Source organism: Paenibacillus sp. PL91 (assembly GCF_012935325.2).
Taxonomy (GTDB): domain Bacteria; phylum Bacillota; class Bacilli; order Paenibacillales; family Paenibacillaceae; genus Pristimantibacillus.
In genome coordinates, this window is the sequence record NZ_JABBYG020000022.1 from 1 (window position 1) to 12413 (window position 12413).

Annotated in this window: 14 protein-coding genes and 2 riboswitches; all 14 genes read right to left on the reverse strand. The window is 48.8% G+C overall.

All coding sequences use genetic code 11. The annotated features are described in order from the left end of the window. Positions 1-336: 336 nt before the first annotated feature. Positions 337-1143: a transglutaminase-like domain-containing protein gene (locus HI950_RS30255; protein ID WP_169089995.1), complete on the reverse strand. Its 807-nt coding sequence runs from the start codon at positions 1141-1143 to the stop codon at positions 337-339. Positions 1144-1156: 13 nt separating this feature from the next. Further along, positions 1157-1235: riboswitch (cyclic di-GMP riboswitch) on the reverse strand. A gap of 57 nt (positions 1236-1292) precedes the next feature. Then, positions 1293-1371: riboswitch (cyclic di-GMP riboswitch) on the reverse strand. Positions 1372-1540: 169 nt separating this feature from the next. Then, positions 1541-3049 carry a lysine--tRNA ligase gene (gene lysS, locus HI950_RS30260; protein ID WP_317618477.1) on the reverse strand — a complete coding sequence of 503 codons (1509 nt, stop codon included), beginning with the start codon at positions 3047-3049 and terminating at the stop codon, positions 1541-1543. A gap of 158 nt (positions 3050-3207) precedes the next feature. Continuing rightward, entirely contained in the window at positions 3208-3684 is a 477-nt protein-coding gene (gene greA, locus HI950_RS30265; RefSeq protein WP_138755998.1) for a transcription elongation factor GreA, read from the reverse strand. Positions 3685-3823: 139 nt separating this feature from the next. Beyond that, on the reverse strand, positions 3824-3985 hold the full coding sequence (locus tag HI950_RS30270) for a hypothetical protein (RefSeq protein WP_169089999.1): 162 nt from the start codon (positions 3983-3985) through the stop codon (positions 3824-3826). After that, positions 3986-5029, reverse strand: coding sequence for a tRNA dihydrouridine synthase DusB (dusB, locus tag HI950_RS30275; RefSeq protein ID WP_169090001.1), 1044 nt, complete (start codon positions 5027-5029; stop codon positions 3986-3988). Positions 5030-5084: 55 nt separating this feature from the next. Then, a complete protein-coding gene (locus tag HI950_RS30280; RefSeq protein WP_053373332.1) occupies positions 5085-5297 on the reverse strand; it encodes a helix-turn-helix domain-containing protein in 213 nt (70 codons plus the stop codon). After that, the gene (gene folK, locus HI950_RS30285; protein ID WP_169090003.1) at positions 5249-5803 is read right to left on the reverse strand and encodes a 2-amino-4-hydroxy-6-hydroxymethyldihydropteridine diphosphokinase; all 555 of its coding nucleotides are present in this window, start codon (positions 5801-5803) and stop codon (positions 5249-5251) included. Before folK ends, HI950_RS30280 begins: the two co-directional genes overlap by 49 nt. Next, a complete protein-coding gene (gene folB / locus HI950_RS30290) occupies positions 5781-6167 on the reverse strand; it encodes a dihydroneopterin aldolase (RefSeq protein WP_169090005.1) in 387 nt (128 codons plus the stop codon). The genes folK and folB overlap by 23 nt, the downstream gene beginning before the upstream one ends. Positions 6168-6229: 62 nt before the next feature. Beyond that, entirely contained in the window at positions 6230-7078 is an 849-nt protein-coding gene (gene folP, locus HI950_RS30295; RefSeq protein WP_223285614.1) for a dihydropteroate synthase, read from the reverse strand. Between the two features lie 69 nt (positions 7079-7147). Then, complete coding sequence (pabC, locus tag HI950_RS30300) at positions 7148-8023, reverse strand: aminodeoxychorismate lyase (protein WP_169090007.1); 876 nt, start codon at positions 8021-8023, stop codon at positions 7148-7150. After that, positions 8020-8601 carry an aminodeoxychorismate/anthranilate synthase component II gene (gene pabA / locus HI950_RS30305; RefSeq protein ID WP_169090009.1) on the reverse strand — a complete coding sequence of 194 codons (582 nt, stop codon included), beginning with the start codon at positions 8599-8601 and terminating at the stop codon, positions 8020-8022. The genes pabC and pabA overlap by 4 nt, the downstream gene beginning before the upstream one ends. After that, a complete protein-coding gene (locus HI950_RS30310) occupies positions 8598-10202 on the reverse strand; it encodes an anthranilate synthase component I family protein (protein WP_187768196.1) in 1605 nt (534 codons plus the stop codon). The genes pabA and HI950_RS30310 overlap by 4 nt, the downstream gene beginning before the upstream one ends. Before the next feature lie 126 nt (positions 10203-10328). Next, positions 10329-11267: a cysteine synthase A gene (gene cysK, locus HI950_RS30315; protein WP_169090013.1), complete on the reverse strand. Its 939-nt coding sequence runs from the start codon at positions 11265-11267 to the stop codon at positions 10329-10331. Between the two features lie 127 nt (positions 11268-11394). Beyond that, a complete protein-coding gene (locus HI950_RS30320) occupies positions 11395-12399 on the reverse strand; it encodes a peptidylprolyl isomerase (RefSeq protein WP_169090015.1) in 1005 nt (334 codons plus the stop codon). Positions 12400-12413 lie beyond the last annotated feature (14 nt).

Here is a 12413-nt window from a genome sequence, read left to right on the forward strand (position 1 = left end):
CTCTCCAAATTGGTGTTTGAAATGCTCATTACTTTTTATCGCTTTTCTCACGATTCGTTAGAATCGTAAGGGCAGTTTCACTCGTTGTTCAGTTTTCAAAGAGCAATCTTTTCTTTCGTGTCAACCGTGTGTCTCGTTGGCGACCTAGATAATATATCACGTACGCCTATATGAATGCAAGCATTTTTTTAAATAATAGTGTATCTTTTTTTCACCCCATTATTTACTCCATATTTCTTCTATATAGTAGCGGAGCTTAAGCAGATATACGAGCTAGATCAAGACATAAAAAAACGAGCTCTGCGTCTTAGCGCAAGCTCGTTATTTGATCAGATACTAGTATTGTTTGGTCGCTTTATATTGGGCTGCATCTTTGATAAGCTCAAACTTCTTATTGCCCTTGCTCCATCCGGCATCGACAGTCGTATCGATTAATACCCATTTGCCATTCAAGTAAACTTCATTCCATGCGTGATATACATCTACATAAGTGGATTGTCCCATAACGAGCTTCGTTGGAATATCCAAGCTGCGAAGCATACCGGCAAATAGGGAGGCGTAACCGTAGCAAATGTCTTTCTTTGCTTTGAATGTGCGATCAATATTAGGAAGGTAGTCAACCGATAAATTAGCCGCTAATTGATTATCGTAATTGATGTTAGTAATGATGTAATCATAGACCGCTTTTACTTTCTCGGCATCTGTCTTTTTATTTTTAGTCAATTCCTTGGCTTTGATAATCGCATTGCTTGAGCTTGTCCATTCAATATTTTGAATCGAATTCAAGTAGACTACCTTGCTGTCTTTCAAGCTAAGCGTTACTGATTCCTTACTGATCAGCTTGTACTTATTGCCTGCTGTGTTCTCAAGCAACGAAATCGTATATGCACCATTGCCAAGCTGCAAGGGGAAGCTCTCTGCTGTTTTCCCGCTAATGAGATTGTATGTATAGGTTGTTTGGCCTTTGGCAATCATCAGCTTCGTTTTCACTTTAGCTTTCACTGCGTATTGTATAGAGACTACACCATAATCTAGATTGCTTATGTTAAGCCAAGCTGCCTCCGCAGCACTTGCTTGTGCCACAGTAACATGAATAGATGCAAAAAGCACAAAAGCTGCGATTGCTAAAATAAGTTTACGCATGAGCGTAACTCCCTTCGGTAGCTGGCTGCCATCTTGTGGAAGGCCCTTTAGCTTTGCGTCCCTACCTTTCGATAGGTTTGCCGTTATCGTATGAAGCTGCATTTTAACAATAAATACGTACACTTATACAAACAAAAAAAGCTTGTCCATTCGGTAGCTGGCTGCCATCTTCAGGAAGGCCCTTTAGCTTTGCGTCCCTACCTTTCGATAGGTTTGCCGTTATCGTGTTTCGCTTTATTAGTTCAATCTTATCATATGATTTTAGCAAATCAATAGATGTTGTCATTTCATTAAGGGAAATTTGATAGTTTTTAAAGATTGCTGACGTAAATGCTCGACTGTTGAAAATAAAAAGAACCGCAGGCAGCCAGTGCCAAGCGGTTCTGTTCGTATATTCTTATTCAGCAGAGCGTTGATCTCTCATATGAGGGAACAACAGCACATCGCGGATCGAAGGCGCATCCGTCAGCAGCATGATCAACCGGTCGATTCCGATTCCAAGCCCGCCGGTTGGCGGCATGCCGTATTCTAGGGCACGGATGAAATCTTCATCCATCTCATGCGCTTCATCGTTGCCATGCTCACGTTCTACAAGCTGCGACTCGAACCGCTCGCGTTGATCGATCGGATCGTTCAGCTCAGTAAAGGCATTGGCATGCTCACGCGCTACGATAAAGAGCTCAAAGCGATCCGTGAAACGCGGATCCACTTCGTTCTTCTTCGCAAGCGGAGAAATCGCAACAGGGTGACCGGTTACAAATGTAGGCTGAATGAGCGTATGCTCGCCGAACTGCTCAAAGAATGCGTTGAGAATATGACCAAACGTCATATGCGGATCTACAGCAACCTTATGCTCCTTCGCCAAACGATGTGCTTCCTCATCACTCATCTGCACGCCAAAATCAACACCCGTCGTTTCTTTGACAAGCTCGACCATGGAAACCCGGCGCCACTGCGGAGTCAGATCAATCTCTTGACCTTGATAAGTAATTTTAGTTGTGCCAAGAACCTCTTGCGCAATATGCGCGATTACATTTTCCGTCAAAGCCATAATATCTTTGTAATCGGCATAAGCCTCGTAAAGCTCAATCATTGTAAACTCCGGATTGTGGCGAGTCGAAATACCCTCATTGCGGTAAACGCGGCCAATCTCGTACACTTTCTCCAATCCGCCTACGATCAACCGCTTCAAATGAAGCTCGATCGCAATACGCATGTAGAGCTGCATGTCGAGCGCATTATGATGCGTTTCGAACGGACGCGCTGCCGCGCCGCCTGCAATAGAATGCAAAGTTGGTGTTTCTACTTCTAAATAGCCGCGGGAATCCAAGTAGCGACGCATAGATTGTATGATTTTGGAACGAGTAATGAAGGTTTGTTGTACGTCTGGATTCACGATAAGGTCAACATAGCGTTGACGGTAACGAAGCTCCACATCCTTCAAGCCATGATACTTATCGGGCAGTGGCAGAAGCGATTTGGTCAATACTTCAATATCTAGCGCTTTGACCGAAACTTCGCCTGTATTCGTTTTGAATACAACGCCATTCACGCCGATGATATCACCGATATCGAGCAAGTCGAAAGCCGCGAATTTATGCTCTTCAACCGTATCCTTGCGAACATAAATTTGAACTCTGCCGCTCAAATCTTGAATCGTAGCGAAGCCTGCTTTGCCCATACCGCGTTTTTGCATGATACGGCCTGCGATGCTCACCTTAACGGCTTGACCTTCAAGCTCTTCTTTGCTCAGCGATTCATACGCTTGTACAATTTCTTTGGCGTTATGAGTGCGCTCGAATTTACGGCCGAATGGGTCTACTCCCAGCCCTCTCAGCTCATCCAACTTGTCTCTGCGAATTTGCAAGAGCTCACTCAGCTCCTGCTCATTGTTTTCATGTTCCACTTCTTCATCTCCTTGATCGTTCGGCAGGTGTACGCGGTTGTCGCCAGAACCCTGCAGTAAAAGATAAGCATCTAATAAACTTAAATAATAGGTTCTTCTATTGTAAACGTTCAAAAAGCTTCCCACAAGGAAGCTTTCTGATCCGCACATGGCAAACCTTATTTTTTGATATCTAGAATTTTGTACTGGATTATGCCGACTGGTACGCTAACTTCAACGACTGTGCCTTTTTTCTTGCCCAAAATCGCTTTGCCAACCGGGCTTTCATTCGAAATCTTGTTTTGCAAAGGATCCGCTTCCGCTGTACCTACAATGGAATATTCCATCGTGTCGCCATATTCCATATCTTCAACCGTAACGATCGAGCCGATGCTCACGGTATCGATATCAATGTCATCATTATTTATAATACGCGCGTTGCGCAGCATTTTCTCAAGGGTAAGGACACGGCCTTCGATGAACGCCTGCTCATTCTTAGCATCCTCGTACTCCGAGTTTTCGCTTATATCGCCATAGCCGATTGCTACTTTAATACGTTCTGCAACTTCACGGCGCTTGACCGACTTTAGGTTCTCTAATTCATCTTCGAGCTTTCGCAGCCCTTCTTGAGTCAGAATGATTTGCTTATCGTTCATCTTTCCGATTCTCCTGTCATGTGACTAATTTTTCATACCTTGTATGAATTCACTGATACCTAATATATTACGCTTCCTGATCCTCATACCTACTGTTGTTTAAGGCCTATTCATGTGTTCGTTAGATTATATTGCACGATTATATTGCAAAGGTACCCTGAATGTCAATCAAAGCCAAACGACCCATTGAAACCGTTTCATTTTTGGCAATTGTAGCAGAAGCCGCTTGATAGCGGCTTTTGTCGAATGATGTCGGTTGTTTGGCAATCAAGGTAAATAGCATAATCGATCGATTCGTCATTTAGTAAACAACTTCCTCGGCAGCTGCTGCATCTCCGCCCGTAGATCCGCTTGTAGGCTGGGATTCAGCCTCCTCTTCAAGCAATCTTACGTAGTTTTCCAAAATGGCAACCATCGGGTCGCGACCGGTCTCTTCCATAATGACATCCTTCACGCGTGCGCCGCCTGGAAGGCCCTTTAGGTACCAAGCCAAGTGCTTGCGCATTTCACGTACCGCAACCGCCTCGTTCTTCAGTGCCACCAGCCGGTCCAGATGCAAAATGGCGACCTCCATTTTCTCGCGCGGCGTCGGATCGCTAAGCAGCTCGCCATTGGTCAAGTATTGAATCGTCCGATAGAGCATCCACGGGTTTCCGAGCGCTCCGCGCCCAATCATAACGCCGTCGCAGCCGGTATGATCAAGAAGCCGCTTAGCATCCTCTGGAGAGAAGACGTCGCCATTCCCAATTACGGGAATAGATACCGCTTCTTTGACATCCTTTATAATGTCCCAATTAGCCTTGCCTGTATACAGCTGCTCGCGCGTACGTCCATGTACGCTAACGGCTTTGCCGCCAGCGCGCTCGACAGCTCGTGCATTCTCGACCGCGTAAATATGCTCATCATCCCAGCCGATGCGCATTTTGACCGTAACCGGCTTCTGTACCGCATCCACTACCGCTGAGACCATCTCATAGATCTTGTTCGGATCAAGCAGCCAGCGGGCACCTGCATCGCACTTCGTTACCTTCGGTACCGGGCAGCCCATATTAATATCGATAATATCCGCGTTCGTTTGCTTATCGACGACCTTTGCCGCTTCAACAAGCGACTCGCGGTCACCGCCAAAAATTTGAAGGCTTAGCGGCTTCTCCCGCTCATCGACGAACAGCATCTCCAGCGTCCGTTTATTTCCGTGCAAAATCGCCTTGTCGCTTACCATCTCCGCGCACACAAGACCTGTTCCGAATTCCTTGGCAATTAATCGAAAAGCCGGGTTGCACACGCCTGCCATCGGCGCTAGCACTACTCTGTTCTTCATCTCGATGTCTCCGATTTTCAGCATGTCGCTCCTTGCTCCTCTTCTAATCGTTTATCGTTCATATCCCTTAAATGCATCTTTATTGACGATCGTCAGACATAAGTTCCTCGTAGCTGATTCCTAATGTTTTGGCTATATGGCTTAGCAGCTTTGGATCTGTCTTTCTCGTCCCTCGCTCCAATGAGCCTAGAACCGCTACTGATACGCCAAGCACCTTGGCCAGCTCCTGCTGAGTATAGCCCTTCAGCTTTCGAAAGGCTCTGACGCGCTGCGCCAATTGATTGTTTTCCATAGCGTGATGCCTTCCTTTCCATCCAAAAGCGCCGCCTCAGACGCTGCGCCAACTTCGGCCTGCAACGGATGCGATTGATCCATAGTATCGTTCAGCGGCACTAATACAAATGACCGCTCCATCATGCGAGGATGCGGCAATGTCAGCTCCTCTTGATCCATTCTGACATTATCATATAGGAGAAGATCAAGGTCAATGGTTCTCGGTCCCCAACGTATTTGTCGAACTCTCCCTAATTGCTGCTCGAAAGCAAGCAGCTGTCTCAGCAGCATGATCGGGGAAAGCGTCGTTTGCACAGCTAGCGTCATATTGAGAAAAGGCGGTTGATCCGTATAACCTACAGGATCCGTCTCATACATGCCAGATACTTTAGTTACCGCGATGTTCGGGTGTGCGTCAATGAGACCAATCGCAGACAGCAGCAATTGCTCGCGATTGCCCATATTGGAGCCTAATGCGATATAAGCGACCGCCGGTGCGCCTTCACGAGGGAATTGTTCGTCCATCAGCATCCCGCTTTCTGCGCAGCTCTACCGTTACTCCATCAAAGTGGATGTCGAACGGCGGATGCGGCTTCGTTACTCGAACCGTAACTTCGTTTACCATAGTATAAGCTTCCAGTACTCGTGATGCAATGTGACCCGTTAAAGCCTCAATCAGCTTAAAAGGCGGGCCTTCCACGATCGTTTTGGCTAGCGCATGAATCTCCGCATAATTAACCGTAAGGCTCAAGTCATCCGTCTTCGCAGCCTGCTCCAAGTCCATCCGCAGCTCGATGTCGACGAAATATTGCTGGCCCAGCTTGTTTTCTTCGGGAAATACGCCATGGTAGCCGTAGAACTTCATCCCTTTAACCATCATATTATCCATTATAGTCATTCTCCTAACGATGTAGCTTAGCTGTCTTTTAAAAAAAGCCTTCCGCAGCAGGGTTAGCTGCGATACAGGATCGCATCCGTCATGAGCGCGGCGCGCTTGATTGCGCGCACATCATGGACGCGCATGATTTGGCAGCCATGCGCGATGCCGAGGACGACGGTCGCAGCCGTCCCCTCAACGAGCTCTTCCACAGGCAGATTCAGCGTCTGCTTGATGAATCGCTTGCGCGAGGTGCCGAGCAGCACCGGGTAGCCGAGCGCCGATAGCTCTGACAGGCGGCCGAGCAGCTCGAGGTTGTCCTCATGGGTTTTGGCGAAGCCGATGCCGGGATCCAGCCATATTTGCTCATCGGCGATGCCGGCTGTATGAGCGATGCTGACGCTGCTTTGCAGGTCAGCGAGCACATCCGGGACGAGGTCATTATAGTCCCGGGCGTGGCGATTATGGCTGATAATAACCGGACAGCCATACTCCGCCGCAGCGGCGGCCATGTTGGGGTCGCCCTTAAGGCCCCAAATGTCATTGATGATATGAGCGCCAGCCTCCAGCGCCGCGCGCGCCGTCTCCGCTTTGTACGTGTCAATCGAGAGTGGAATATGCGGCAACGCTTCGCGTACCGCTCGAATAACGGGAACAATGCGCCGAATCTCCTCTTTAACCTCCACTGGCTCAAAGCCAGGGCGGGTCGATTCACCCCCGATGTCGAGAATGTCGGCGCCGTCCTCTACCATCGCTTTTGCATGGGCAACGGCAGCTTCTACATTCGTGTAACGCCCGCCATCGGAAAATGAATCAGGGGTAGCATTAAGAATACCCATAATTAATGTTCGGCTGCCGAGTGTCAGCTTCGCACCGCCGCCGAAATCATATGTTCTTTTGTAGAATCGTGGTTGTTGTGCCAATGTTAGTCCGCCACCCTTATTCGTATTATTTGATAGCTGCAGCTATATTGATCTGATAAGCTAATCACCTTAAACGGCCCGCGTTGATTGTCGGTATAACGACAGTAGCTCTCTAGTCACAACTCCCGCTTCACCGTCGCCAATCTCCGCGCTCCACCCGCTTGCATCCGATATTTTGGTTACAGGGACTAGCTCCTGAATCGAATTGGTAAGCCAGACTTCGTCAGCCGACTGAAGCTGCTCCCAGCTGTAAAGCCCTTCTTCCCACTTGAAGCCTGCAGTCCCCGCCAGCTCAAGCACACGCGCGCGCGTTATGCCTGGCAAGATGCCAACCGTAAGGTCGGGCGTATATACGACGTTATCCTTTACAAAAAACAAATTGCTCACTATTCCCTCTGCCAGCCATCCCTCATGGCTGAGCATAAGCCCCTCGGCGCCTAGTGAGGCATCACCAGCAAGCAGTTCCCGCTTTGCAATAATATTGTTCATATAATGGAGAGATTTGAAGCGAATATCGCCTTCAGGCGTATTCCGCCTAGTCTGCATAAGACGCAGCTCCCGTCCGCGCATATGAACCGCATCATTAACTGGCGGCAAAGCTTTTACAAGCATAAACATATTAGGCTGCTCATAATCACCAGTCGGTAAGCCGAGCTCAGCTTCACCTGCGCTGACCGTCATTCTTACGTAGCCATCCGTAAGGCCGTTCGCCTCTAGCAGCTCTCTCACCCAGTTGCTGACCTTCCCGGCGTCCGCCTGATACCGAATGCCCAGCTGCTCGCAGCCCGACTGCAATCGATTCATATGCCGATCCAGTAAATAAGGCTTCCCCTCATAGGTGCGAAAGGTCTCGAACAAACCCATCCCGTACAAAAAACCGTGATCATATACTGAGATCACGGCTTCGCTCGCTTCCATAACGGAGCCGTTCAGTCCGATTTTCATCGAACTGCTCCGCTCCGAGTTTGCAAGAAATTACGAAGCATCGTCAAACCATGCTCCGTTATAATCGATTCCGGGTGGAATTGCACCCCTTCTATAGGATATTCCTTGTGCCGCAGGCCCATAATCTCGCCTTCATCCGTCTCTGCCGTAATTTCCAAGCAATCGGGCAGCGTTTCGCGGCGCACGATGAGGGAGTGGTAGCGCGTAGCTGTAAATGGAGATGGCATGCCAGCAAAAATCGACGTTCCATGATGATGAATCGCGGAGGTTTTGCCGTGCATCAGCTTCTCTGCGCGAACCACTTCGCCTCCGAAGGCTTGTCCGATCGATTGGTGGCCTAGACAAACGCCGAAAATCGGAATTTTGCCCTTAAAATGCTCAATAAGCGACAGGCTGATGCCTGCTTCATTCGGCGAGCAAGGACCTGGCGATATCAAAATATGATCAGGAGCCAGCGCTTCAATTCCTGCCAAATCAATCTCGTCATTGCGTTTTACTGTAATCTCTTCCCCAAGCTCACCCAAATATTGAACCAAATTGTACGTGAAAGAATCATAATTATCGATTACCAGTATCATGTTAACGCTCCTCCTCTTTCCGGTTCCGCTGCTTGATCATGCGCGGCAAACCGCTCGCTATACTGAATGGCCTTCCATAATGCTTTCGCCTTGCTCAGCGATTCCTTATATTCTCGCTCAGGTCCAGAATCAATTACGATACCCGCTCCCGTTTGAATATGAGCAATCCCATCCTGCAGGGCAATTGTTCTAATAATTATATTAAATTCCATATCCCCGTTATAGTCAATCCATCCAAGCGAACCCGTATATGGGCCTCGGCGTGTCGGCTCAAGCTCCTCGATAATTTCCATCGTGCGAATTTTCGGAGCGCCGGTAATCGTTCCCCCTGGAAAAGTAGCCGAAATGACATCGTAAGCATCCTTGCCGCTTGCTAATTGTCCCTCTACTTGGGAGACAAGATGCATGACATGCGAATACTGTTCGATAACCATAAGCTCTTCTACTTTAACAGTACCGTAGGCTGAGATGCGTCCAAGATCATTCCTCTCGAGATCAACAAGCATAATATGCTCGGCCCGTTCCTTCTCATTCGATAGAAGCTCATCCGCGAGTCGAAGATCCTCCTCCTCCGTACGTCCCCGTCTCCGTGTTCCGGCAATGGGCCTTGTGGCAAGCTTGCTCTCGCGAAGCTCAACCAATAGCTCCGGTGATGCCGATACAAGCTGAAACTCGGGACAGCGCAGAAAACCCATATAAGGCGACGGATTAACGAGTCTTAGCCATTCATACAGCTCTTCGGCCGAAGTCGCAACCTCCTTGCTTTGCCGTACCGAAAGATTTACTTGAAAGACGTCGCCTTGCTCGATATAGGACTGTATTTTTCGAACGGCTTCCATATAAGCTTCCTTCGAGAACGGAGAGGTGATGCCAGTGACAGACTCAACGTCTATTTCCAGTGAATCATCCTCTAGCAATCGCTGCCGCTTCTCTCGCAGCACCGCCGCCTTCTCCTTGGCGCGTTCTTCGTCGAACCAGGTCAGCCAATAATCGGTCATCCCTTCTGCTCTGGCCAGCGCGCGCTCGTAAACAGAGCCAAGCTCGTCTTCATTCGCGTCCAAATCAACCTTTGTATGGACAACGCAATATACCTTCAATTGCACATGGTCGATAACCCATAGCTCATTCATTTGCATAAATAAATAATCTGGCATATTCCGATCATCCTGCGCTATAGCAGGCAGTCGTTCAATGGAGCGTATAATATCATATCCCCAAAAACCAACGCAGCCGCCAATCCACTTCGGTCCGTCTGCAAGCCGTGGACCATGCTGTCCGCTCATCCATTCCCGCACTACCTCCAGCGGCTTTCCTTCCCACTTGCGCTCGCTATGCTCCTCAAGCGAATGGAACTCGACGGAGTGGGCATTTAAGCCTTTGCCGCGTATCACGCCGTCAGGATGCAGCCCCAAATACGTATAACGCCCGTCCTTGCCGCTCTCCAGTACAAAAGCATATGGCGAGGCATCCTGCCAGACCTCTTCCCATGAAGAAACGCCAGCCCTATTTTCGAGCTCAAAGGGCAATTCCTTGAGCAGCGGCAGTGACGTATATTTCCGTTCGGCGTGCCACCGATACCACTGCTCCATTGCGGTGACCATCACCTTCAACCCCCGATAACTTGACTTATTTTGCTCAGTATACAGAATAGCAAAGTAAAAAGAAAGCCTTCCATTCCAAGGAATGAAAGGCTGTGATTGAGGCTGTGATTGTATAGGCAATAAAAATTAGTTTTCGAAGTTGAAAAGTGGAGTCGAAAGGTAGCGTTCGCCATTGCTTGGAACAATAGCAACAACACGTTTGCCAGCGCCAAGCTCTTTCGCAACTTGCAAAGCAGCATAGATAGCTGCGCCAGAAGAAATACCGCAAAGGATGCCTTCTTCTTTCGCTGCGCGACGAGCGTAATCAAACGCATCTTCGTTCTCAATCGTAATAACAGCGTCATATATTTCGCGGTTCAAAATGTCAGGCACGAAGTTAGCGCCGATACCTTGGATTTTGTGAGCGCCTGGTTTGCCGCCAGATAGAATCGGCGAAGCCGCAGGCTCAACTGCGTAAATTTTGATGCCTTCAAAGTTTTTCTTAAGCACTTCACCCGTACCTGTAATGGTACCGCCAGTACCGATGCCTGCAACGAATGCATCCAATTTGCCGTCAAGGGAATTGATCGCCTCAACGATTTCTGGGCCTGTCGTTTCACGGTGAATCTTCACGTTTGCTTGGTTTTTGAATTGTTGCGGCAAGAAGTAGTTCGGGTTCTCTGCTGCAAGCTCTTCAGCTTTGCGAACCGCACCGTTCATACCTTCGGATCCTGGCGTCAATACGAGCTCAGCACCGTAAGCACGAAGCAGGTTGCGACGCTCAACGCTCATTGTTTCGGGCATTACAAGAATAGCCTTGTAGCCTTTAGCTGCTGCTACGAGTGCTAGTCCGATTCCTGTGTTGCCGCTTGTAGGCTCAATAATCGTATCGCCTGGTTTAATAATTCCTTCTTGCTCCGCTACCTCAATCATGCTGATTGCGATACGGTCTTTTACGCTTGCACCTGGGTTTTGGTATTCAAGCTTTACATAAACTTCTGCGCTGCCTTCAGGCACGAGACGGTTCAAACGCACAAGCGGAGTATCACCGATAAGATCTAGAACACTTTGCACAATTTTGGCCATGGAAATAACTGCCTCCTTATTCCGACTAATTCAGTTGGTATTTTCACTGATTCCATCTTATCAATGTCTTGCATCCGTTGTCAATAGTGACTTTCTCACTCCGTTGAAAAGGCTGCCCCGATCCAAGCTATTCGGTTTTTACAGCATCGTATTTATCCAGAAGCGCGTCTTCAAGATTCGGAAACGAGTCGGCACGCTCAAGCGCCAGCTGTTTGCGAACGGCATCATGCAGCCTGCGTCCTGTCATTTTTGTAGTTGTCTGGCGTTCGATAAGCCGAATAATCGCATAGCCACCGTCAACCTTAATGGGACCTGCCATTTCAGCAACCTGCAATCGGCTGGCCGTATCGAGCATTTCACGGTTGTAATAGGGGTCGTCTTCATCAATCAAGCCGATATCTCCGCCAGAATCAGCCGTAAAGGAATCTATCGAGTAAGTGCGAGCCAGCGTGGCGAAGTCTTCGCCGCCCGTCAGAAGCCCCAAAACGGAGTTTGCTTCCTTCGATGTTTCCGTCAAAATCCATTGCAGATGCAGCTGTGTACGCGCATCAAACTCCTCGGGATGATCGGCTATATAGCGGTCGACCTCTTCATCGGAGACATTAATGCTGCGAACGACGATTTTTTCCATCAGCAATCGGTAACGGAGATCTTCAAGCACCTGCTCCTTCGTCATGCCGACCTGCTCCTGCATAACCTCATAGAAACGAGCCTCGCTATCGTAGCCTTCCACCATCTTCTCGAGCTCACGGCTTTGTTCTTCAGCCGATACGGACAGCTCGGAAGCCGCTGCCTCTAAATCAATCGCTTTGTGCACCATTAGCGTGCGCAGAACCGCATCCCCATACTGCTTATGAAGCTCTTGCTCCAGATCGTCTAAAGTAATCTCTTCCGCGCCGACCTTAGCGATCACTCGCTGCTTGTCCGTTTGCAGCGACGAATCAGCGCCCGGCGATTGACCAGGTTTGACAGGATCATCCTTCTCTTCTTCGCTGCCCACATTCGTGTGCGGACTACTATTCGGCAATCGGTCGTTCCCCGGCCACACCTTTACAACTACGACAACCGTTAACACCACCATACAAACGGCTTGAAGGATGACAACGGCCCTCAGCACCTCGTATTTCTTCATTACCCTAATGCCTC

Coding starts and splice junctions, on each gene's coding strand:
- HI950_RS30310 (WP_187768196.1), bottom strand. CDS start 10,202: ATGGTCACCGCAATGGAGCAGTGGTATCGGTGGCACGCCGAACGGAAA.
- HI950_RS30270 (WP_169089999.1), bottom strand. CDS start 3,985: ATGACGAATCGATCGATTATGCTATTTACCTTGATTGCCAAACAACCG.
- dusB (WP_169090001.1), bottom strand. CDS start 5,029: ATGCTGAAAATCGGAGACATCGAGATGAAGAACAGAGTAGTGCTAGCG.
- greA (WP_138755998.1), bottom strand. CDS start 3,684: ATGAACGATAAGCAAATCATTCTGACTCAAGAAGGGCTGCGAAAGCTC.
- HI950_RS30280 (WP_053373332.1), bottom strand. CDS start 5,297: ATGGAAAACAATCAATTGGCGCAGCGCGTCAGAGCCTTTCGAAAGCTG.
- folB (WP_169090005.1), bottom strand. CDS start 6,167: ATGGATAATATGATGGTTAAAGGGATGAAGTTCTACGGCTACCATGGC.
- HI950_RS30255 (WP_169089995.1), bottom strand. CDS start 1,143: ATGCGTAAACTTATTTTAGCAATCGCAGCTTTTGTGCTTTTTGCATCT.
- cysK (WP_169090013.1), bottom strand. CDS start 11,267: ATGGCCAAAATTGTGCAAAGTGTTCTAGATCTTATCGGTGATACTCCG.
- HI950_RS30320 (WP_169090015.1), bottom strand. CDS start 12,399: ATGAAGAAATACGAGGTGCTGAGGGCCGTTGTCATCCTTCAAGCCGTT.
- folK (WP_169090003.1), bottom strand. CDS start 5,803: ATGGACGAACAATTCCCTCGTGAAGGCGCACCGGCGGTCGCTTATATC.
- pabC (WP_169090007.1), bottom strand. CDS start 8,023: ATGAAAATCGGACTGAACGGCTCCGTTATGGAAGCGAGCGAAGCCGTG.
- pabA (WP_169090009.1), bottom strand. CDS start 8,601: ATGATACTGGTAATCGATAATTATGATTCTTTCACGTACAATTTGGTT.